The sequence below is a fragment of the Allorhizobium ampelinum S4 genome (assembly GCF_000016285.1).
GTDB classification, from domain to species: domain Bacteria; phylum Pseudomonadota; class Alphaproteobacteria; order Rhizobiales; family Rhizobiaceae; genus Allorhizobium; species Allorhizobium ampelinum.
On the sequence record NC_011989.1, the window covers coordinates 557,318 to 576,152 of the forward strand.

At 57.8% G+C, this 18,835-nt stretch carries 20 protein-coding genes, 1 tRNA gene and 1 pseudogene; 12 read left to right on the forward strand and 10 right to left on the reverse strand.

All coding sequences use genetic code 11. The annotated features are described in order from the left end of the window. Window positions 1-53 precede the first annotated feature (53 nt). Window positions 54-1,346 carry a UDP-N-acetylglucosamine 1-carboxyvinyltransferase gene (murA, locus tag AVI_RS02600; protein WP_015914887.1) on the reverse strand — a complete coding sequence of 431 codons (1,293 nt, stop codon included), beginning with the start codon at window positions 1,344-1,346 and terminating at the stop codon, window positions 54-56. A 134-nt stretch (window positions 1,347-1,480) separates the two neighbouring features. Beyond that, window positions 1,481-1,729, reverse strand: coding sequence for a hypothetical protein (locus AVI_RS02605; protein ID WP_015914888.1), 249 nt, complete (start codon window positions 1,727-1,729; stop codon window positions 1,481-1,483). Between the two features lie 150 nt (window positions 1,730-1,879). Here AVI_RS02605 and AVI_RS02610 point away from each other — a divergent pair. Then, window positions 1,880-1,954, forward strand: a tRNA-Thr gene (locus AVI_RS02610). Here AVI_RS02610 and AVI_RS29450 read toward each other — a convergent pair. After that, window positions 1,933-2,223, reverse strand: a complete 291-nt coding sequence (locus AVI_RS29450; RefSeq protein ID WP_080516948.1) for a hypothetical protein — start codon at window positions 2,221-2,223, stop codon at window positions 1,933-1,935. The genes AVI_RS02610 and AVI_RS29450 overlap by 22 nt on opposite strands. A 70-nt stretch (window positions 2,224-2,293) precedes the next feature. On the opposite strand from AVI_RS29450, the gene AVI_RS28935 reads away from it, so the two are divergent. After that, a complete protein-coding gene (locus AVI_RS28935) occupies window positions 2,294-3,046 on the forward strand; it encodes a helix-turn-helix domain-containing protein (RefSeq protein ID WP_139192447.1) in 753 nt (250 codons plus the stop codon). Between the two features lie 60 nt (window positions 3,047-3,106). Here the strand turns inward: AVI_RS28935 and AVI_RS02620 are convergent, their stop codons facing one another. Beyond that, entirely contained in the window at window positions 3,107-4,204 is a 1,098-nt protein-coding gene (locus AVI_RS02620) for an IS630 family transposase (RefSeq protein ID WP_015914890.1), read from the reverse strand. 158 nt (window positions 4,205-4,362) lie between these two features. Further along, window positions 4,363-4,707, reverse strand: coding sequence for an HNH endonuclease (locus tag AVI_RS29455; protein ID WP_015917605.1), 345 nt, complete (start codon window positions 4,705-4,707; stop codon window positions 4,363-4,365). A gap of 757 nt (window positions 4,708-5,464) precedes the next feature. Between AVI_RS29455 and AVI_RS02625 the strand changes: the two genes are divergently transcribed. From AVI_RS02625 to AVI_RS02635, 3 genes are read left to right on the forward strand one after another with little or no spacing between them, the layout of a single operon-like run. Next, a complete protein-coding gene (locus AVI_RS02625; protein ID WP_015914891.1) occupies window positions 5,465-6,667 on the forward strand; it encodes an SIR2 family NAD-dependent protein deacylase in 1,203 nt (400 codons plus the stop codon). Next, on the forward strand, window positions 6,654-8,783 hold the full coding sequence (locus AVI_RS02630) for a helicase HerA domain-containing protein (RefSeq protein ID WP_015914892.1): 2,130 nt from the start codon (window positions 6,654-6,656) through the stop codon (window positions 8,781-8,783). Before AVI_RS02625 ends, AVI_RS02630 begins: the two co-directional genes overlap by 14 nt. A gap of 1 nt (window position 8,784) precedes the next feature. Then, window positions 8,785-9,822, forward strand: a complete 1,038-nt coding sequence (locus AVI_RS02635; RefSeq protein ID WP_041696167.1) for a hypothetical protein — start codon at window positions 8,785-8,787, stop codon at window positions 9,820-9,822. Window positions 9,823-10,042: 220 nt separating this feature from the next. Here AVI_RS02635 and AVI_RS02640 read toward each other — a convergent pair whose 3' ends face one another. Next, window positions 10,043-10,633: a TetR/AcrR family transcriptional regulator gene (locus AVI_RS02640; protein WP_015914893.1), complete on the reverse strand. Its 591-nt coding sequence runs from the start codon at window positions 10,631-10,633 to the stop codon at window positions 10,043-10,045. A 120-nt stretch (window positions 10,634-10,753) separates the two neighbouring features. On the opposite strand from AVI_RS02640, the gene AVI_RS02645 reads away from it, so the two are divergent. From AVI_RS02645 to AVI_RS02670, 6 genes and pseudogenes are all read left to right on the forward strand, one after another. Continuing rightward, entirely contained in the window at window positions 10,754-11,179 is a 426-nt protein-coding gene (locus AVI_RS02645) for a tautomerase family protein (protein WP_015914894.1), read from the forward strand. Between the two features lie 78 nt (window positions 11,180-11,257). Then, window positions 11,258-11,653: a VOC family protein gene (locus AVI_RS02650; RefSeq protein ID WP_015914895.1), complete on the forward strand. Its 396-nt coding sequence runs from the start codon at window positions 11,258-11,260 to the stop codon at window positions 11,651-11,653. A 297-nt stretch (window positions 11,654-11,950) separates the two neighbouring features. Further along, window positions 11,951-12,583, forward strand: a complete 633-nt coding sequence (locus AVI_RS02655) for a tyrosine-type recombinase/integrase (protein ID WP_015914896.1) — start codon at window positions 11,951-11,953, stop codon at window positions 12,581-12,583. Window positions 12,584-12,999: 416 nt separating this feature from the next. Continuing rightward, window positions 13,000-13,590 (forward strand): TetR/AcrR family transcriptional regulator, encoded by a 591-nt coding sequence (locus AVI_RS02660; RefSeq protein ID WP_015914897.1) that lies wholly within the window; start codon window positions 13,000-13,002, stop codon window positions 13,588-13,590. Between the two features lie 19 nt (window positions 13,591-13,609). Further along, complete coding sequence (locus AVI_RS02665) at window positions 13,610-13,894, forward strand: YciI family protein (RefSeq protein ID WP_015914898.1); 285 nt, start codon at window positions 13,610-13,612, stop codon at window positions 13,892-13,894. Between the two features lie 3 nt (window positions 13,895-13,897). Beyond that, a pseudogene (locus AVI_RS02670) lies at window positions 13,898-14,505 on the forward strand (DNA-3-methyladenine glycosylase I). Window positions 14,506-14,721: 216 nt separating this feature from the next. Here the strand turns inward: AVI_RS02670 and AVI_RS30950 are convergent. From AVI_RS30950 to AVI_RS02690, 4 genes are read right to left on the reverse strand one after another with little or no spacing between them, the layout of a single operon-like run. Next, a complete protein-coding gene (locus tag AVI_RS30950; protein ID WP_187152370.1) occupies window positions 14,722-15,069 on the reverse strand; it encodes a hypothetical protein in 348 nt (115 codons plus the stop codon). Window positions 15,070-15,073: 4 nt separating this feature from the next. After that, entirely contained in the window at window positions 15,074-15,913 is an 840-nt protein-coding gene (locus AVI_RS02680) for an MBL fold metallo-hydrolase (RefSeq protein ID WP_041696171.1), read from the reverse strand. Window positions 15,914-15,934: 21 nt separating this feature from the next. After that, complete coding sequence (locus tag AVI_RS02685; protein ID WP_015914901.1) at window positions 15,935-16,261, reverse strand: hypothetical protein; 327 nt, start codon at window positions 16,259-16,261, stop codon at window positions 15,935-15,937. Window positions 16,262-16,266: 5 nt separating this feature from the next. Further along, window positions 16,267-16,812: a hypothetical protein gene (locus AVI_RS02690; protein ID WP_015914902.1), complete on the reverse strand. Its 546-nt coding sequence runs from the start codon at window positions 16,810-16,812 to the stop codon at window positions 16,267-16,269. Window positions 16,813-16,980: 168 nt separating this feature from the next. Between AVI_RS02690 and AVI_RS02695 the strand changes: the two genes are divergently transcribed. Continuing rightward, the gene (locus AVI_RS02695) at window positions 16,981-17,880 is read left to right on the forward strand and encodes a LysR substrate-binding domain-containing protein (protein WP_015914903.1); all 900 of its coding nucleotides are present in this window, start codon (window positions 16,981-16,983) and stop codon (window positions 17,878-17,880) included. The last annotated feature ends 955 nt before the right edge of the window (window positions 17,881-18,835 follow it).

Consider the following 18,835-nt stretch of genomic DNA (forward strand, 5'->3'; position numbering starts at 1 on the left):
CCGTCATTAAGCAACGGGCAGCCTTGCTTGAAGAGCTTGAAATATAGGCGTGCTCAGTCGCTGATTCGTTCCACGATCGCGCCGCAGCGGGTCAGCTTTTCTTCCAACCGCTCGAAGCCGCGGTCCAGATGGTAGACACGGTTGACCAAAGTTTCGCCCTCGGCGGCAAGCCCGGCGATGACCAGCGAGACGGAGGCGCGCAGGTCGGTTGCCATCACTGGCGCGCCGCGCAGTCGCTGTACGCCCTCGATACGGGCTGTCTGGCCACTCAGGGTGATCTTGGCGCCAAGTCGCGCCAGTTCCTGCACATGCATGAAGCGGTTTTCGAAAATTGTTTCCGTCACATGGGCCACGCCCTGGGCGCGGGTCATCAGGCCCATGAACTGCGCCTGCAAGTCGGTCGGGAAACCTGGAAACGGCTCGGTGACGATATCGACCGGGCGAATGGCATCGCCATGGCCGATGACACGAATACCGTCCTCGATGGCGGAAACCTCGGCCCCAGCCCGGCGCAGCGCCTCGACAGCGGTGTCGAGCAGGGTGATATCGGTGCCTTCCAGCGTCACGTCACCGCCGGTCATGGCGACGGCCATGGCATAGGTGCCGGTCTCGATCCGGTCCGGCAGAACCCGGTGGCGGGCACCGGACAGGCTGGTGACACCCTCAATGGTGATGGTGGCTGTACCTTGGCCGGTAATTTTCGCGCCCATGGCGTTCAGGCAATTGGCAAGATCTACCACTTCCGGCTCGCGTGCGGCATTGTGGATCACCGTTGTGCCGCGTGCCAGCGATGCTGCCATCAGCATGACGTGGGTGGCGCCAACGGAAACCTTGGGGAATGTATAGCTCGCGCCAATCAAGCCGCCCTTCGGGGCTGTGGCTTCGATATAGCCACTGTCGATCTCCAGAGTGGCACCCAGCGCGCGCAGACCGTCGATGAATAGATCGACCGGGCGGGTGCCGATGGCGCAGCCGCCGGGCAACGAGACGCGGGCTTTGCCCTCACGAGCGAGAAGCGGGCCGATCACCCAGAAGCTGGCGCGCATTTTGGAAACCAGCTCATAGGGCGCATTGGTATCGACAATGGTGCGGCACGTGAAATGGATGGTGCGGGAATAGCTACCAGACTGGCGCTCGCGCCGCCCATTGACGGCAATATCGACGCCATGATTGCCCAGAATGCGCAATAGCAGTTCAACATCGGCCAGATGCGGCACATTTTCCAGCGTCAGCGTGTCGCTGGTCAGGAGCGAGGCGATCATCAAGGGCAGGGCGGCGTTTTTGGCGCCGGAGATTGGAATGATGCCGTTAAGGGCGTTGCCGCCGACAATCCTGATACGATCCATAAAGAGTGATCAGGGGGCAAGGCCTGCCCCCGCCTTTCTTGGTTTGAAGAGTGTGTCGCGCCATGACAGCAATGAGTGGCACTGCAATGCACGCGGTGTTTAGAGGAAAACCGCCAGCCGTTCAATTCGCTGTGTCAGGTTTCGCTGTTTGAGGTTTCAGTGTCATCCGGTTGGGGCAAATGTGCGGCGGGCAGTCCATCTGTTTCATCGGCGCCGCCAGCCCGGCGCGCCCGCGCCTGGCTTTTGCGGCGCATTAGGTTTTCTCGCAATTTCTGAGCCGCCCGCTCACGCCGGCGCTCGGCCTGCGCCTGGGTGTTCAGCGCTGCAATCCGCTTGGCTTCTGCCACGCGCTCGGCCTTGGATGTATCGGTCTCGTCTGTCATGGCGGCGTCATAGCGCAAATGTGGATAAATCGGAAGATAGGCAAGGTTTTGCTATTTTATTCGCCCAACGACGTTTTGCTGCTTGCGCGCCCCGTCATCCTGTGGCAATAGCCCACTCGTTCCGCAGCGGCACACACCGCTTCGCCAGATGCTGCTATAGCTCAGGGGTAGAGCACTCCCTTGGTAAGGGAGAGGCCGAGAGTTCAAATCTCTCTAGCAGCACCATTCATACCATTGAATGGGATATATTTTTTCGCGTAAGCACTCCGCTTCCCCTGAAAAATAAATGCAGAACAAATCATGTTTCCCCAGATCAATACGGGGAAAATCCGGGAAGTCCGTTCTCTCCATGTTCTGACGAAAATCGAATTCCCGACACTTGTCTCTGGATAAGCCAAAATTCTGATTCGTGCGGCACTCATCTTATCTCCACATTGAAAGAGAAGTTCGGCCTCGGCAATTTTAAGGCCACCGCCGCCGCATTGCGCACCCATGCTCTCCAGTTCCGGAGGGCGCAATAATGGTGATCTGCGACCTCCTTGAGTGTAGGGAGGCGCGCAACAAGTGACCTCCACCATTCCTATTTCAAATGCTCTGCTTCGGATTGTGTCTGAGCGGAACCCGCAAAATATTGCCTTAGCGCGGGCCTATGAAGCCGGAGTTATGCCGACGCACCCGGCAAGCCAGCAGGCAATCCGTCCCAACGTCCTTAGCTGTATGCAGCGTCTGGTTGGCCGCAAATGGCAACGGTCCCCGGATCGTGCTGCGTCGGTGGCTCGAAAGCGCAAGTTGGGCGGATCAAGCGGGATGCCTGACACCATCCGGCATCACTACACAGAAGGCGAACGCGCCGTGCTGACAGTCATTGCAGGCGAGGTGAAGCACCACGGCCTTTGTGATCTGGCGCTTGATCGTATCGCCGCTGTTGCTGGCGTGAGCCGTACCACCGTGCAGAACGCTATTCGGGAAGCCCGCGCCCTTGGCCACCTCTCCGTGGAAGGCAGGCCGCGCAAGGGGCAGAAGAGCCTCACCAACCTTGTGCGGATTGTCTCAGCTGAATGGATGAACTGGCTCAAGCTAGGGCCTTCGCTGGCCAGACAGATAGGGTTCAAAGATTTCCACCCCACGAAGACCCAAGATAAAATCGGTAGCCTTAGCCAAGGCAAGAGCCTACCGAAAAACGCATACCGCGACCACTGCCTGGGTTTGGGAGAAAGCAACCCTATTGCTGGCAGCAACGAACTGAGAGGGCGCGGTTGGACGTGTCGAGATCGACGACATCAGCGTCGAGCGGACCACCCGGCAGATTGCCCTTAATTGCAAGAACGCACTCTTTGCGGGGCATGACGCGCGAGTTGAGAATTGAGCGACCAGCGCCTAGTCACCTGAATCTGAAGTTCGGCTCATTGTTTTGTGGCAGAAGCGCTTGACCGAGGCGAGGATTTGGTCGGCGGATTTCACCCATTTGTATGGCCTTGGCTTCTCGTTGTGTGTTGTAATGAACGCGTCGATGTCGGCTTCCAGTTCCGCAGTGGAACGATGGACGCCGCGTTGCAACTGCTTGCGCGTCAGCTCTGCAAACCACCGCTCGACTTGATTGATCCAGGAGGCTGAAGTTGGTGTGAAGTGAACATGCCAGTGCGGACGGCGTGCGAGCCAGGCTTTGATCCTCGGCGTCTTATGGGTCGCATAGTTGTCCATCACCAGATGCACGTCCGGTCCCTTGGGCATCTCGGCGTCTATCCGCTTCAGGAAGTCGAGGAATTCGGTCGCCCGGTGACGTTTGTAGCACTGGCCGATCACCGCACCAGTGGCAATGTCGAGCGCGGCGAACAGAGAAGTCGTGCCGTTGCGGACATAGGTATGAGTGCGCCGCTCGGCGATGCCCGGTGCCATGGGTAGAGCCGGCTGCTCTCGATCCAGTGCCTGGATTTGCGATTTCTCATCCACGCATAGCACGACTGCCCGGTCCGGTGGCGACATATAAAGGCCGACTATGTCTTGCACCTTATCGACGAACAGCGGATCGGAAGAGAGCTTGAATGTCTCGGCACGATGCGGCTGCAAACCAAATGCGGTCCATATTCGACGGATGGTGGTGTGCGACAGCCCGCTGTCGGCTGCCATCGAACGGATAGACCAGTGCGTGGCATCCTTCGGGGTGGTGTTCAATGTCCTTTCGACAACCTCTGCTACCTGGGCGTCAGAGACGGTTCGTGGCCGACCTGCGCGATATTCGTCGGTCAGCCCGTCAATGCCATCCTGCACGAACCGGCGGCGCCACTTGCCAACCGTGTGCTCGTGGACGCCAAGGCGTTCGGCAACATCTTTGCTCTGCAGGCCCTGCGCGCACAGCAAAACCATTCGGCATCGATCCGACAACGAGCGCGGTGCCTTGTGCCGACGCATCTGAGATTCAAGAAAATTCCTATCCTCGTCGCTCAGAGCGACAAGGTCCGCTTGCCTGCCTACCATCAATCACACTCCTGCCGTTGCTACAGAAGTACAATAAAATGATGCCTACTTTAGTTCCAGGTGACTAGCTCGTTGAGGCATCTAAGCTCAATTCTATCGATCCGTTGACCTATCTGACCGCGGCACTCGCGGCCAACCCGAACCCTCGCTTGTTACGGTTAGCGGCCTCGATGGAATGACTGCCGTGATTCCTTTGCAGTATCCGAAAACCCTGGAGGCTTGTTTCTGACCCAGGTGACGAATGTCTGCACCGCTGGGTGTTCTAGGATGGCCTCGATCGTGGAAAACTTCTTGGCGAGTTGGGCATCGGTGAAGATCGAATGTATCTGTTCGTGGCAGATACGGTGCAGGCAGACGGTATTCTTTCCACCCTTGCTTTTGGGAACGAGATGATGCTCGTCCCTCTGATCCTCCGGGATGACGCGTTCGCACATCGGACAGATCACGGGCTCTGGCTTGGGCTCGTCCCATGAAGCCAGCTCATCTCTATTCTTGCGGGCCAACGCTTTATCTTTCCTGGTGTAGACCCCGGATGCTGTTCCCGAGGATCGGTGCTAGTGTCAACACATGGACGCCAGTAGCACGAAACCATCAAAACCGCATGGCTTCTTTTGCCCCTTTGCAGTCATTGGCGTCCGCGAGAAGACAGGCAGCTTTGCGCCCCCAAATCGGTCACTCGGATGATCGCAAGCGGATCCCGAAAGCAGTCATTTGCTCATCGTAATTCTCCGGGGCCGCGACATGCCAAACCTGGGGACCCTTTTGCCCTAACAGATCTTGTAAGCCTCGGAGTAGATGAGATTCGTTCGTGATAAGCGGAAGAAGGGGATGAACATCCGAACGACACTACTGATCAGAAGCCCTGTAATGATGGCGATTGCGAAATTGGGGGGGGCGGTGGCTGCACTGGCAACTCCAAAGGCTCAGAGGATAGATCACGGGTACGGGCGGAATACTTTTTTTGATAACAAGCAATCGGCGGCTAACTGATCTGAACAATTTTCAAAATAATAAATTTTCCCCTTGTATTGCATTACAAATTGGCGATGAAGTATTGGTGCAGACGCGGGGTTGTTGCGGAATATCCAAACTTATTGGCAAAAGAAGGCAAGCGACGTCATTATCGCGGCGATAATGGGAGATCACGCAAGCGGATTGTGACGTTCACCTTCGGGCCATCCGACATGCCTGGCCTGTTCGGGTAGAAGGTTATGGACTAATGATTTCGGACCAGGGAGGGAATGCTGGCTAGGGGGCAAGATGCACAAACATGATCCGGTTCGACAGATCAGCTTCATTCAGCAGGCGCTGTCGCAGAACCGTAAACCTATCGGCTTCTTCCTCGGCGCGGGCTGCCCGCTGTCGATCCGTGTCAATGAGCGCGTGGAAGATGGAACGACTATCACCGACCCGCTGATCTGGGACGTAGCTGGACTGACGAAGGTGATAGCAAAGACCCTGTCCAGCGGGGACCCCGCAAACCCCACAAGCTGGGATAAAATCGTTCAGATCGTGAACGAGGATGGCGGCAACAGCGGCAATATCGAACTCATCCTCAGCCGCATCCGCGTGTTCGCGAGCGTAGCCGGCATCGGAAATGTTCGCGGCCTCACGGCAGCAGAGCTCAAAGTGCTCGATGCCGAGGTCTGTAAGGTGATCTCCGATGAGGTCACCCGTACGCTTCCGGAAAAGGATAGCCCTTATCACAATCTTGCGATCTGGAGTCGGTCGATCCGTCGTGAGCGGCCCGTCCATCTCTTTACGACCAATTACGACCTGCTGATGGAGCAGGCGCTCGAGGAAAGTTCAGCGCCCTATTTCGATGGCTTCATCGGTGCCCGGAAGGCTTTCTTCGACCTCGGCGCCGTTGAGGACGAGGGCTTGTTGCCGCCACGGTGGACCCGGCTATGGAAAATCCATGGCTCCTTGAACTGGCGCCTAGAGAATGAGACGGACGTCGTTCGATCCGATGAAAAGACCGATAAGCAGAGCTATCTAATCTACCCGTCCCATCTCAAATATGACCAGAGCCGCAAGATGCCCTATCTTGCGATGCTCGATCGGCTGAAGGCCTTCCTGCTCACGCCGTCTTCGCTCCTTTTTATCTGTGGCTATTCCTTCGCAGACGAACATATCAACGACGTCATATGCCGTAGCCTCGAGGCGAACCCGACCGCGCATGTCTTTGCTTTTCTCTACGGTGATCTAGACACAGATAGCTACAAGCTAGCGCGCCAGTGTGCGCTAGCGACCCCGAATTTGAGCCTGTTGGGTTTCAACAAGGCTATCGTCGGCCGCACACCGGGTGACTGGACAGGCGACGGGGCGGATGACCTTGTGCTGCCGCCCAGTATCCTCGTGAGGGACGGCGACAAGGTCGCCGTTCGGCTCGGCGACTTTGCAGCGCTAGGCGCGATGTTGCGTGGTCTCTCCGGCGAGAGGATGAGCGATGATCCAGCCTGAACTCGCCAACCGGGCAACCGTCATCGGCACTGTTCAAGACGTCAGCGGCACGTCGGTCAGCGTCACCTTGACGTCGGACCGCTTCTCCGGCCTGAGCTTTGTCCACGGCCAGGGCCACAAAATCGGTCAGATCGGCAGCTTTGTTAAAATCCCGATCGGTTATATTGACCTCTATGGGATCGTGTCGCAGGTGGGCGCCAGTGCGGTTCCCGAAAAGGCCGCACTTTCGATGCCCAACGGCTTGCGCTGGATGACGGTCCAACTGATTGGCGAGGGTTACAGGACGGGTCGGTTCCAGCGTGGCATCTCGCAATATCCAACCTTCGAGGACGAAGTCCATCTGGTCTCTGAGGCAGATCTCCAAGCGATCTATGGGCGGTCGGACAAGCAGAATCATCTGGTCCGGGTCGGTCATGTTGCAGGGAGCGAGTCGATCGACGCACTTGTCGATGTGAACAAGCTCGTGACGCGCCACAGCGCTGTTGTCGGGACCACCGGCTCAGGCAAGTCGACGACAGTCGCGGGGCTGTTGAACGTCCTGTCAGATGAAAGCCGCTTCCCGTCGGCGCGAATCGTCGTCCTCGACCTTCACGGAGAATATGCCAAGGCGCTTAGCGACCGTGCGAATATCTTCAAGATCAGCCCGGATGTCCGCAACATCAACGAGCACCGGCTGTGCATCCCGTTCTGGGCGCTGAGCTTCGATGAGCTCATGCGGGTGACATTCGGAAGCCTCCCGCCCGATGGAAAAGCGCGCAACGTCATCCTCGAGCAGATACTCGAGGCCAAGGTCGCAAGCCTGACGGCGCAGCCGATCGCCGGTGTCGATCCCTCCAGTATCACAGCCGATAGCCCGGTGCCTTTCTCGCTGAACAAGCTCTGGCATGACCTCTATTGCCGCGAGTTCGGAACCTATCTCAGCGCCGGCGGCGCGAACCCGTCAGATCAGGCGACCTGGGCCTATGAATGCGATCCTTTGGGCGCGAAGATCGTGGGGGATGCGCAGTCCGCAGTCCCACCGCGCTTTCGCAAGGTCAAGAATGTCGCCTCTGATCCGGAAAAGATCAATTGGCTTCCGGACGTCCTCAACATCCGCGGGCCGCTTGAGGCGCTCGGAGCCCGGCTTCGCGTCGCGCGCTACGACTTCTTGCTGAAGGCCGGCGACTGGCATCCCGAGCTCGACGGCACGACGACCAAGACGCTCGCCGAGCTCGTCGGTCAATGGCTCGGCAGTGACAAGCCGATCACGATCCTCGACCTGTCAGGCATTCCCTCGACGGTGACGAACGATATCATCGGCAACATCTTGCGCGTCCTTTACGATGGTCTCTTCTGGGCGCGTAACTTCTCGGAGGGCGGACGCGAACGCCCGCTGCTGGTCGTGATGGAGGAAGCGCACAGCTATCTTGGCGACAATGGCAGCAGCGCCGCCTCCATCGCGACCCAACGCATCGTCAAGGAAGGGCGCAAGTATGGGATCGGCGCGATGATTGTCAGCCAGCGCCCGGCCGAGATCAATCCCACGATCTTGTCACAATGTGGAACCTTCTTTGCGATGCGCTTGAGCAACGCCACCGATCGCTCACATGTGACCAGCGCGCTCTCCGACAACCTTGAAGGTTTGACCAGTATGTTGCCGGTGCTACGCACCGGTGAGGCTATCATTCTCGGCGAAGCGGTGAGGCTACCAATGCGGACAATGATCCAGGCACCACCGCGCGATCGCCGCCCCGACAGTCAGGATCCACTGATCTGTGACGAAGCCGCGCCTGAGGATTCGATGACGCCAGGCGGTTGGAACCTGAAAATGCACATCGCCGCGGACTATCGATATTTTGTCGAGACCTGGCTCCAGCAAAACCCGGTCCCCACCCCGCACCAAGAAGGAATAACACATATGGCCTGGCAGGATTTCGCCCCCTTCACCTCGTCAAACATCGCCGCTATCCGCTACGATGAAGATCAGTTGCTGCTCGAGGTCGAGTTTCTCAACAGCACCCGTTATCATTATTATGATGTGCCGCCGCAGATTGCGCAGGCCTTCGATCAGGCCGGATCGAAGGGGACTTTCCTCGCGTCGACCATCAAGGGTCATTATCGCTACAGCCGGGTCTAATATGCCACTTGTCAGCCTCGATCAGAAAAATAGCCGCGTTCAGTTCAGTGCCTTTGAGGTAGAGAACAAGATCTTGTTCGAGTTCTTTAACAAGGTCGCTGCCGCCGATCGCGACGAACAGCTCCACAAGGCGCTCTATATCGGCGTCCTGGCACTCATGGAGGACCGACTTTCCAGCTTCCTTTCGCGGACAGCCAACGAGTTAGGGACAGAGCTCGAAAGCCTGAAGCTCATCTTCGATATGAAGAAGGAGCTTTTCTACCGGTCGGCGGTGAAGGGCGTGCTCGCTGAAGCCGATATCGCCGACTTCCTGTCGGAGTTTTTTGCTCGCCAGAAGCTCGCCGACCGGATCGAGTTGACCGGCGACCGCGCCGGTGCAATACGTCGAAACAAGACTGGCGACATCGTTTGCCATCTTGCCGGCGACAGTGGCAAACGGATCGCGATCGAATGCAAGTTCGACAAGAGCATCCGACTCGGTGACATCCAGACCAAAGATGTCTTCACAAGAAAGGCGGATACGGCCTGGAGCCAGCTACTCGAAGCGCAGGCCAATCGCGACGGGCAGGCTGGAATTATCGTCTTCGATGCATCACTCATCGACAACAGCATCCTCGCCGCCGTCCAGGACCTGAAGTTCCTCCCCGGTATCGGCCTGATCGCAATTATCGACTCCCAGAAGGGCGATTATCGCAATCTCGCCATCGCTTACATGCTGGCACGCGACATCGCGCTCAACGCGCAGACGCTCGATCTCGACACCGACGTCCTCAAGATCATCGTGAACCGGCTGATCAAGGATGCGCGCGACATGGCGCTGGTGAAGCATCTCGTCACCGCGAATATCGACAATATGAAACAGATCCTCGCACAAATCGAGAAAGGCATCCTTCTTGCGGAATTTAATCAGCGCTACCTCATCAAGTTTCTCGCCGAGGGGACCCTCACAAAGGAAGACATGCTCGCTTTCTATGCGGGGGAAGAGGTTAAGGAGCGTTTCCGGCTTGTCGAACGCGAGATCGGCGACCTTTGCTCATGAGATGTCGTAATGTCGCCCCTGCAGGTCGCCTTCCTTGAGGTTTGCGCTTTGAACCGGCCAGTCCGCTCACGGCCCCTTAATGGTTACCAGGCGCTTACAGCGGAAATGATTTCCGCTTTGCGCCCCCGTTTCGGTCATAGACCTCGGCCTAGCGCCGCCGCGACAGCGGACATTCGGCGAATAGGTGAGGCGGAACGTTTTGCCAAATATATGTCCGCGGCTAATTCTGCGAAGGCGATCCATTGCGCAGCGCCTCAGCGGTCACAAGTCGGGCTATTCTTTCGGATAGAGCCTCGTCGGATACTGCGCGCCCCAGGGTCGCACCACCGGCGAATAGTGCAAGCAACAGCAATGCTCGGTCTTCCGTTGAGTACTGCGAGCCGTCATCCTCCAAGCCGGAGGCGATTTCAGTCACCAATCGCCACAGTTCTTCAGTGTAGCAACGCCGCGTCTCGTCATCCGCTCGCATGACATCGGGGGAGAGGGTTGGCAAGGCGCAACTCTCTCCAAGTTCGCAAGTGCGCTTGTATCCGAGATAGTAGCCAGCGAAGGCTTTGAGCCAGCTACGCGGTTGTTCCAGTTTCAATGCTGCAATTCCCTGACGGAGTTCTTCCATTCCAGCAACAACCGCGGCACGGAAAGCTTCTCCTTTGGATTTGAAGTGGCCGTAGAATGCGCCGTTAGTAACGCCTGCCGCTTTCGTCAACGCATCGATACCAGCTCCGCCATAGCCTTCTTTTCGAAATGCCTGTCCGGCGGCAAGAACGACCTTTGCTCGCGTCTGCTCTTTGTGCTCGGTGCTATAGCGCATGCTGAAATCCTTATTGAGAGTGATTACTCTTTATGTCTTGCATAGAGAGCAATCGATGTGTATCGATAGAGAGCATTCAGTATATATGATTTGCACTCATCATCAAACAAGGAGAGAACCATGCCCATCACACTTACGATCCCGGAAGGCCTGCTGTCGGACGAAGCCCAGGCAGACGCGTTTGCCGGACTGACTGACGCACTTCTTGAGGTTTCGGGACTGACCGGAAATCCGTTTATGACCGCCAATGTGGTCGGCTCGATCCATAATTTGCCGAAAGGACACGTGCTTGCGGCTGGCAAGCCGGTCGATGCCGCATTCATTGAGCTGAAATTGCCGATGGTCGCTTTAACAACGCCGGAGGCAAAGCGCGCCTTCTTGGAAAAGGCGACTGACATCATCGAAAAAGCTGCTGGAGGACGGCTCAAGCGCGAGCATATATGGTCGAACATTGTTTATGCGCCAGAGGGAGGTTGGGGCATTGCAGGTGAGAGCTATAGCAATGCAGATCTTGGTCAAGCGATTGCAGCCAGCGCCGCTGCATAAGGCAGACGTGCTAGCAAAAACGCGGAAAATCCGGGGCCGGACGCGGAATCTGCCCGGTCCAGAGAAGAGGGCTACTCCATGCAACTTGCCAATTATCTATTCTTCACCACCGAATGCGAGGCCGCACTTTCCTTTTATACCGACTGTGGCCTTGGCCGGGTAACAACGTTGATGCGCCACGGAGACCATGGCATTCCAGTCGTGAACGAAGGCATGATTGGGAAGGTGATGCACGCACGCTTCGAAGGTCCAGGCGTCCTGTTCTTCGCCTCGGACAATCATGACGCGGAACCCATGCGCGGCTCGTCCCACATTCTCATTATGGACGATCGTCGCAAAACTAAAAGTATGTTTGGGAAGTTGTCTCGGGCTGGCAGCGTGACCACGCCTCTGGCGATTCAGCCATGGGGCACATATTACGGCAAGCTGACCGACAAATTCGGCGTTCAATGGATGCTCGACTGTTTGGAATAAGACAAAGCCGCCGTCGCCCGTATCCATGTCCGGCACTCCGCCAAAAGGGCACTGGAACCGGGCGGACGGTGCGTGGCCGCATCGAGTCTGAAAGGCGAAAGTCGTAGCGATACGTAAAGGACAGCGTGAAAAAACGGGGCAAGGTAACTCGAAAGCTACCCCATAGACCCCACACATCTTTGAACGCCAGTTTACGTCACTTAGCCTCTGAAAGCCGACAGTCCCCTCCCGGCCCCGTCATAGAGCCGAAAGCTGTGCATTCTCCCTCTGGCCAATGGTGGCCATAGGAGAACTGAAATGGGTATCTCACAATATGATCCTGCTGCACTGGGTCGACCGGCTTGGAACGCAGGCAAACAAGTTGGCGTCAAGAAGCCGCTGAAGCAGCGCCAGATCTGGGCAGTGCGTTTCTTTCTCGACCGGGAAGGAAGGATGAGAGATCGTGCGCTTTTCGATCTTGCCATCGACAGCAAGCTCCGCGGCTGCGATTTGGTAAAAATAAAAATCGGGGCTCTCGTCACGGGTCACGAAATTCGAACTCGTGCGATGGTCGTCCAGCAAAAGACTGGACGCCCTGTGCAGTTCGAGATTACGACCGAGGTCCGGGCTAGTCTGCTTGCTTGGCTTCAGCGAAGGGGAGGAACAGTCGATGACTATGCCTTTCCTAGTCGCGTCGACCACACCGATCATCTCAGCACTCGGCAGTACGCCCGACTTGTCGATGAGTGGGTGACGGCGATTGGGCTGCGTCGGGAGGATTACGGCACGCATTCCCTGCGGCGAACGAAGGCTGCCATGATCTATAAGGCCACCGGCAACCTTCGAGCGATCCAGATCCTGCTTGGCCATACCAAGATCGAGAACACCGTCAGGTATCTCGGCGTCGACATTGAGGATACACTGGAACTGGCCGAGCGGACCGAGATCTGATGGGGAGCGGCCCTACACGTTGTGGGGCCGCGCCCTTTCGCTCGGGGAGCCTCTCCGAGAATTCGATCTGCTTTGCGCCCCCATTCCACCCATTCACGATAAATCTTGAGCTTCCCGAAAGCCGACATTGCTTATGTCGCAGCCTAGCGCCAAGCGATTATTTCGGAGTACATCTTCGAATCCCCGGCGGCCCGCCATTTTCAAAAAAAATGGCCAATCGCGCGAACGATTTACCACCGATCGCCGCCGTTTTCCCTCCATGGTACGCTTTTCCACCTCGCCGGTCGTGGCACCGCGCGATGTCCCATCGGCCGCTATTGACACCGTAGGACGTTTGCCCTAATAATTATAGGTCAAATGTCCTACGGTGTGGTTCACGGCTTTTGCCTTCCACGCCATGATCGTGGAGGCCAGCTATGGGTGCCAGCGAAACCCGCCAGCAGATCGTGGATGTCGCCGACCGGCTCTTCTACGAGTCTGGCTTCGAAGCGACATCGTTTGCCGATATCGCCAAGGATGTGGGCCTCTCTCGCGGCAATTTTTACTACCACTTCAAGACCAAGGACGAGATTCTCGACGCGGTTATCACGCAGCGCATGGCAAATACCCGCGCCATGCTGGAGGCCTGGGAGCACGCTGCGGCTTTCCCCACAGACTGCATTCGCAACTTCGTCCATATCCTCATCACGAACCGAGCCAAGATCATGGCCTATGGCTGCCCGGTCGGCACGCTCTGCAACGAGCTGGCGAAGCTGGATCACCTAGCGAAGGACGATGCTACCGGTCTGTTCACCTTGTTCCGCGACTGGCTCCGCCGGCAGTTCACTAGGCTCGGGCGCGAAGCGGATGCCGATGCGCTGGCCCTCCACGTTCTGATGGGCAGCCAGGGCGTCGCGACGCTCGCCACCGCCTTCAGGGACGAAGAGTTTATCCGCCGCGAAGTCGCGGACATGGAGGCGTGGCTGCTCGTCCAATGTCCGGTCGGTTCAGCCCCCAATGTCCATTAACCCGCCTGATGGAGAGACCATGTTCGTCATCACCCTTCGCTTTGCTGACAAGACCAAAGCGCCCCTATTCATGGATGGGCACAACGCCTGGATCAAACGCGGCTTCGACGACGGCGTTTTCCTGCTGACCGGCAGCCTTCAGCCGAGCGCAGGCGGTGCGATCCTCGCGCACAATGCGTCTCCTGAAGAGATCGAGGCTCGGGTGCAACATGACCCCTTCGTCGCCGAGGGGATCGTCAGCGCTGAAATCCTCACCATCACACCGGGCCGTACCGACGAACGGCTCTCATTTCTGAAGGGCTGAGTGATGAGCGCGACGATCCCCGGTCCAGACGGACGCCCGCGTTGCCGCTGGTGCGCGGCCGCGCCCGAATTCCTCGCTTACCACGACACCGAATGGGGTTTTCCCGTCGATGATGACCGTCGCCTGTTCGAGAAGCTGTGCCTCGAAGGATTTCAGTCGGGCTTGAGCTGGCGGACCATCCTTGCGAAGCGAGAAAACTTCCGCACCGCTTTCCATGGTTTCGATTTCAACCGGATCGCCGACTTCACTGATGCATATCTGGAGCGGTTGCTGAAGGACGAAGGCATTGTTCGTCATCGCGGCAAGATTGCCGCTGTCATCAACAATGCCACGCGAGCGCAGGAGTTGGTCAGGCAGGAGGGATCGCTCGCGGCTTATGTCTGGTGCTTCGAACCGAGGCCGGAGGAATTGGCAGCACCGCAGACCGTATCAACATCCTCGTCATCCATTGCGCTGTCGAAAGATCTGAAGAAGCGTGGCTGGTCCTTCATCGGCCCGACGACGGTTTACGCTTTCATGCAGGCCATGGGCCTCTCAACGATCATGCCGAGGGATGCGTCGTTCGGGAGCACGCGGCCGACGCCAGAAAGACCTTCACACTGCCGAGATAGCTCGCAAAGGTGGATAGATGCCCGCAAAACATCCGATATCACCACCGCTAGCTACGCAAACGCCGCCGAAGACCGCCGATCGCCGTACAGGCTGAATAATACTCTTCAGGATCATGGGCTTATTACGATCTCGTAGTGCTCATCATCATCGGGCGCGGCCCGCCACACCCGCCGATTCTACGCGATGGCGCGATAGCCTGCGCGATGGCTACGCAATCACCACCGATTGCCGCATGGGCGACCAACGCAGATTTTGCCGGGAACATTGCCAGCTCGGTGATGGAAGCAGCTGTCCTGGATCAGGTAAAGTGGGCTGCAGGTGTCGTCCAATCCTTTGCGCCGGGCGCTGACGCTCGATTGGGGTGTTCCAAGAACATTTGCCGCGTGGTGAAAGTTCAGCACGTCGACGACAACGACTGCTTGGCGTAATGTACGAGTGGAATGCCACGAATAAACGGGTGCCACTTCCATCATGGCCCTCGACAGCAGCGAAAGGCCGGGGGCCAGCACCGCCATAGCGGAATGCTCTGTGGCTTTGAACGCGGATCGCGCGAACAGCGGCACGCGCTCATTCCTCATATGCGACACCGTAGGCCAACTTTTTTCGCTCGATCCGTGCGAAGCCGGGTTCACCGAGGTGCATGCCCGCGATCAGCAGTTGCTCTGCGGCCACGCAGTCCAGAAGCCTCGATCGCGTGTCGGCGGCGAGATGCGCATCCTGATCGAACGCGATCGACACGTCCGGGCGCGGGACTTGAATTTGCGGGAAATGAACGATGTCGCCCCAGACCAGCAGGCTCTTGTTACCTGAATCGAGCCGATAGCCGGTGTGTCCGGCTGTGTGTCCCGGCAGCGGCATCGCCGTGATGCCGGGCAGCACCTCGCCGCCCTCAAAGGTGCGCAGCCGGTCACGATAACCCTCGAACGCTTGGCGCGCCACCAGGAAGTTACCACGGGCGCGCTCGGGCGCGCGGCTTAGATTGCCGTCATCCTGCCAGAACGCGACTTCTCGATGGTGGGCGACAAGTTCGGCGTTCGGGAAGACGGCTGTTCCTGACGCGTCCATCAGCCCCCCGACATGATCGGGATGGGCGTGCGTCAACAGGATCGCGTCGATCTCGGAAGGCTGGATGCCAGCGAGTAGCAGATTGGTTTTCAATCGACCGCCCCACTGCTTGAAACCACCAGCGCCTGCATCGATCAGGATCGTGCGACCGCCTCCACGGACAAGGTAGCAGTTGATATGGATCGAGGTATGATCCGTTATCCCCGTATTTTCCTGCATACGGGCGGCATCGGCCGGGTCGATATTCGCGAGAAAATCGAAACTGGCGTGGAGGTAGCCATCGCTGACGGCGGTGATTGTTAAATCACCGATCTGTTGGCTGGGTAATGCGAAACTCGACATTGGTTTTCTCCTGGCATCCGCTCAATTTCGCGTGTGAATGCTCGACGCTTCATAGCCAAAGCAACGGATGCGCGCGGTGAGGCCGGTATTGCGCTTGATGGCATCGTCCAGCTCTTCCATGAACCGATCCATGACTGGCGGCGTCCGAAAAGGCTCAAGACGATATTGGATTTCTGCGAAAGCGGGGTGCCCCCGGCCATGCCGAACAGCGACATAGACAATATGCACGTTCGCCAATGCGGCCCGGAGAATGCTCGTGCAGAGTTCGGTGCATTGCTCCGTGAGGTCTGCGAGCGCCTCGTCCGGCACCATCTTGTCCGCCGGAATGTAGATCGTGACATTCGGCATCGGTGCTACCGCGCCTTCCCGACAACGGCGTCACCGTTGCTCGTCAACTGCGCCGTCATCGGCACATAGACATGAACGCCTTCTGGAAGATGCTCGATGTCAGGCACGTTGCCGCGGCCCACCTTGGCGAGCCAGCGGTGTTCCGGGAACTTCTCCATCGCGACCGCCTGCATCGCATATGGGGTGAGGCCAAGCCCGATCAGAGGCTCGGGGCCTGCTGCGCTCAACGCCAGATATTCGCCCTCACCAATGCCCGGCGCGCGGTCGATGCCGCCATAGAGGTTCCGGTGCCAGTTGGTGATGTGCTGTTGCCAGCGCGCGAAATTGCCGCCGCCCTTCTGGCGGTATTCCTCACCCGTCAGGATGTCGAGGCGATCTATCGAATGAAGGGCGAGATAGACCGGGCAGCAGCCGCTCAATGCCTTGAAACGCTGCGAGGTGTGGAAGCCGGTCACCGAAATCAGGGCTGGCAACTTGTCCAGGCTGTAAAAGTCGTTCCATTCCGCTTCGCTGCCGGGATCGGCAAAGCTGCATTCCACCGTATAGATCATTATTCCACCTTCAACCGGAAGATTGTCCTTCCAGTCTTGTCTTTCGTTGATATTTTATCATGATAGACCACCAATGCATGGCTATATATCGATAATGGATCATGCTTCAGTGATCTAATATCAAGGTGGCGGCGGATCGAAGGCCGAACCATCCCATCAGGAACCATCATGCGCCGCAAGATTCCCAGCAATTCCGCACTCATGGCGTTCGAGGCGTCGGCGCGCCATGGCAGCTTCGCTCGCGCGGCCGACGAACTGGCCCTGACCGAAGGGGCGATCAGTCGGCAGATAGGCCGGTTGGAAGCCTTCCTCGGCGTCACGCTGTTCGAGCGCGTCGGCAATCGCGTCCGGCTTTTGCCGAATGGAGAACGTTATGCGGTTCAGGTCCGCGAGGCACTCGACCGGCTGGAGCGCGACAGCCAATATCTGATGGGGCAGCCGAGCGATGGCGCGAGCCTCGACATTGCAATCCTGCCGACGTTCGCCACCCGCTGGCTCATCCCGCGTCTGAAGTCGTTCCAGGAGCGGCATCCGCATATCACCCTGCATCTTGCGGAACGGATGGAGCCATTCGTTCTCACCGGCAGCGGATTCGACGCCGCCATCCATTTTGAACATCCTGCCTGGACGGGAATGCGGACGCACCGCTTGCTGCATGAGGTGCTGGTTCCAGTTTGCCATCCGGGGCTGATCAGGGGCCGAGACCCTGCCACAGCCCTCGATGCGCTGCCGCGGCTCCATCGCCGCCAGAACCCGGAGGCCTGGCAACGCTATGCCGAAGAGGCCGGGGTCGTGCTGACCAATCCTACGATAGGTCCACGCTATGATCTTCACTCCATGCAAATCGAAGCTGCGTTGGCCGGTCTCGGCGTTGCGCTCGTGCCGCGCCTCTATATCGAAAGCGAACTGGCGGAAGGTCGCTTGGTCGCGCCTTGGCCTGATGGGGAGTCGATCTCCAAGACCTTCTGCCTCATCCTGCCGGAGCCGATCCGATTGAGCGACGCTCCAATACAGGTGTTCGCAAATTGGCTTCTCAAGGAGGTGCAACCGTCAAATCCAGCCTCTTGACGTCAGCCTGTATCCTTGGCCCACAGCTCAGTCCCGACAAACTGAGACAACGGGTCCCTCCGAGCGGGGAGCTGTCGTTCGCTGCATCGTAGACAAACGGTAGCAATGCGCAGAGAGCTGCGGGTCGGTGTGCCGCCCTGGTAGTGAAGGACAGCGCAGGGAGCAGGCTTTGCTCCTGAAACAGACGGTAGCACCTCAATCAACGTGACCGGCCGAGGCTGACGCCAATCCTGGCGGACAGCAGGCGCTCAGGAACTTCGTCCATACGGAATAACCCGATCGCCCTCACCGCCGCTGACAGGGACAGTGAGGCAAAGTGCCTCCGGCCTGGGCTGCCGATTTTCATGGGGTGTTGCTACTGTATGAATATCCATTGGGTCTTGACTTCAGCCAGAACTAGTGTGGACTGTTACAGAGTATTGCTGTGTCCTAAGCCCCCGTCAGAAGGTACGCGCAGGCTTATTTTCTTAAATCAGAAAAGGAGAGCATTCATGGCACTTAAACCAGGACCAAAGCCGATAGCGAAATCCACAGGGAAACCGGATCAGCGCCGCCGTGATAACAAAAGCACACCTGGGAATACACCGTCCCTCAAACCTAGCAAATCTAGCAAGCCCACCAAATAAGGCACATAAAAGAGGGCTCTCGCTGATTTGCACTTCTACCCCGGTATTCGATTGAACCTGCGCGAAATGCCGCGCGGACTGCGTGCCTGTCGGATGTTGGATGTCAGCTTTCTCGAATTCCCCGCCGATACCGGTCAGACCACTTCCGGCCCCAAATCAGACACTCGCAATTTCAAAGCTGATGACCGCTGTTGGCGCATTCCGGTCAAACTGTCGCTGTGCCAACTGAATTTTAGTCTGTTTTACACAGCGATTAGCCTTTAGGAATAACGACTTCCCGAGCCAAAAATTCAAGAGGGTTCAATTGGGACAGCCGCCGCTTGCGCTCG

Excerpts from the sequence above, each read along its gene's own strand:
- murA (WP_015914887.1), bottom strand. The coding sequence starts at position 1,346 with ATGGATCGTATCAGGATTGTCGGCGGCAACGCCCTTAACGGCATCATT.
- AVI_RS02605 (WP_015914888.1), bottom strand. The coding sequence starts at position 1,729 with ATGACAGACGAGACCGATACATCCAAGGCCGAGCGCGTGGCAGAAGCC.
- AVI_RS29450 (WP_080516948.1), bottom strand. The coding sequence starts at position 2,223 with ATGGGTGCGCAATGCGGCGGCGGTGGCCTTAAAATTGCCGAGGCCGAA.
- AVI_RS02620 (WP_015914890.1), bottom strand. The coding sequence starts at position 4,204 with ATGGTAGGCAGGCAAGCGGACCTTGTCGCTCTGAGCGACGAGGATAGG.
- AVI_RS02625 (WP_015914891.1), top strand. The coding sequence starts at position 5,465 with ATGCACAAACATGATCCGGTTCGACAGATCAGCTTCATTCAGCAGGCG.
- AVI_RS02630 (WP_015914892.1), top strand. The coding sequence starts at position 6,654 with ATGATCCAGCCTGAACTCGCCAACCGGGCAACCGTCATCGGCACTGTT.
- AVI_RS02635 (WP_041696167.1), top strand. The coding sequence starts at position 8,785 with ATGCCACTTGTCAGCCTCGATCAGAAAAATAGCCGCGTTCAGTTCAGT.
- AVI_RS02640 (WP_015914893.1), bottom strand. The coding sequence starts at position 10,633 with ATGCGCTATAGCACCGAGCACAAAGAGCAGACGCGAGCAAAGGTCGTT.
- AVI_RS02645 (WP_015914894.1), top strand. The coding sequence starts at position 10,754 with ATGCCCATCACACTTACGATCCCGGAAGGCCTGCTGTCGGACGAAGCC.
- AVI_RS02650 (WP_015914895.1), top strand. The coding sequence starts at position 11,258 with ATGCAACTTGCCAATTATCTATTCTTCACCACCGAATGCGAGGCCGCA.
- AVI_RS02655 (WP_015914896.1), top strand. The coding sequence starts at position 11,951 with ATGGGTATCTCACAATATGATCCTGCTGCACTGGGTCGACCGGCTTGG.
- AVI_RS02660 (WP_015914897.1), top strand. The coding sequence starts at position 13,000 with ATGGGTGCCAGCGAAACCCGCCAGCAGATCGTGGATGTCGCCGACCGG.
- AVI_RS02665 (WP_015914898.1), top strand. The coding sequence starts at position 13,610 with ATGTTCGTCATCACCCTTCGCTTTGCTGACAAGACCAAAGCGCCCCTA.
- AVI_RS02680 (WP_041696171.1), bottom strand. The coding sequence starts at position 15,913 with ATGTCGAGTTTCGCATTACCCAGCCAACAGATCGGTGATTTAACAATC.
- AVI_RS02685 (WP_015914901.1), bottom strand. The coding sequence starts at position 16,261 with ATGCCGAATGTCACGATCTACATTCCGGCGGACAAGATGGTGCCGGAC.
- AVI_RS02690 (WP_015914902.1), bottom strand. The coding sequence starts at position 16,812 with ATGATCTATACGGTGGAATGCAGCTTTGCCGATCCCGGCAGCGAAGCG.
- AVI_RS02695 (WP_015914903.1), top strand. The coding sequence starts at position 16,981 with ATGCGCCGCAAGATTCCCAGCAATTCCGCACTCATGGCGTTCGAGGCG.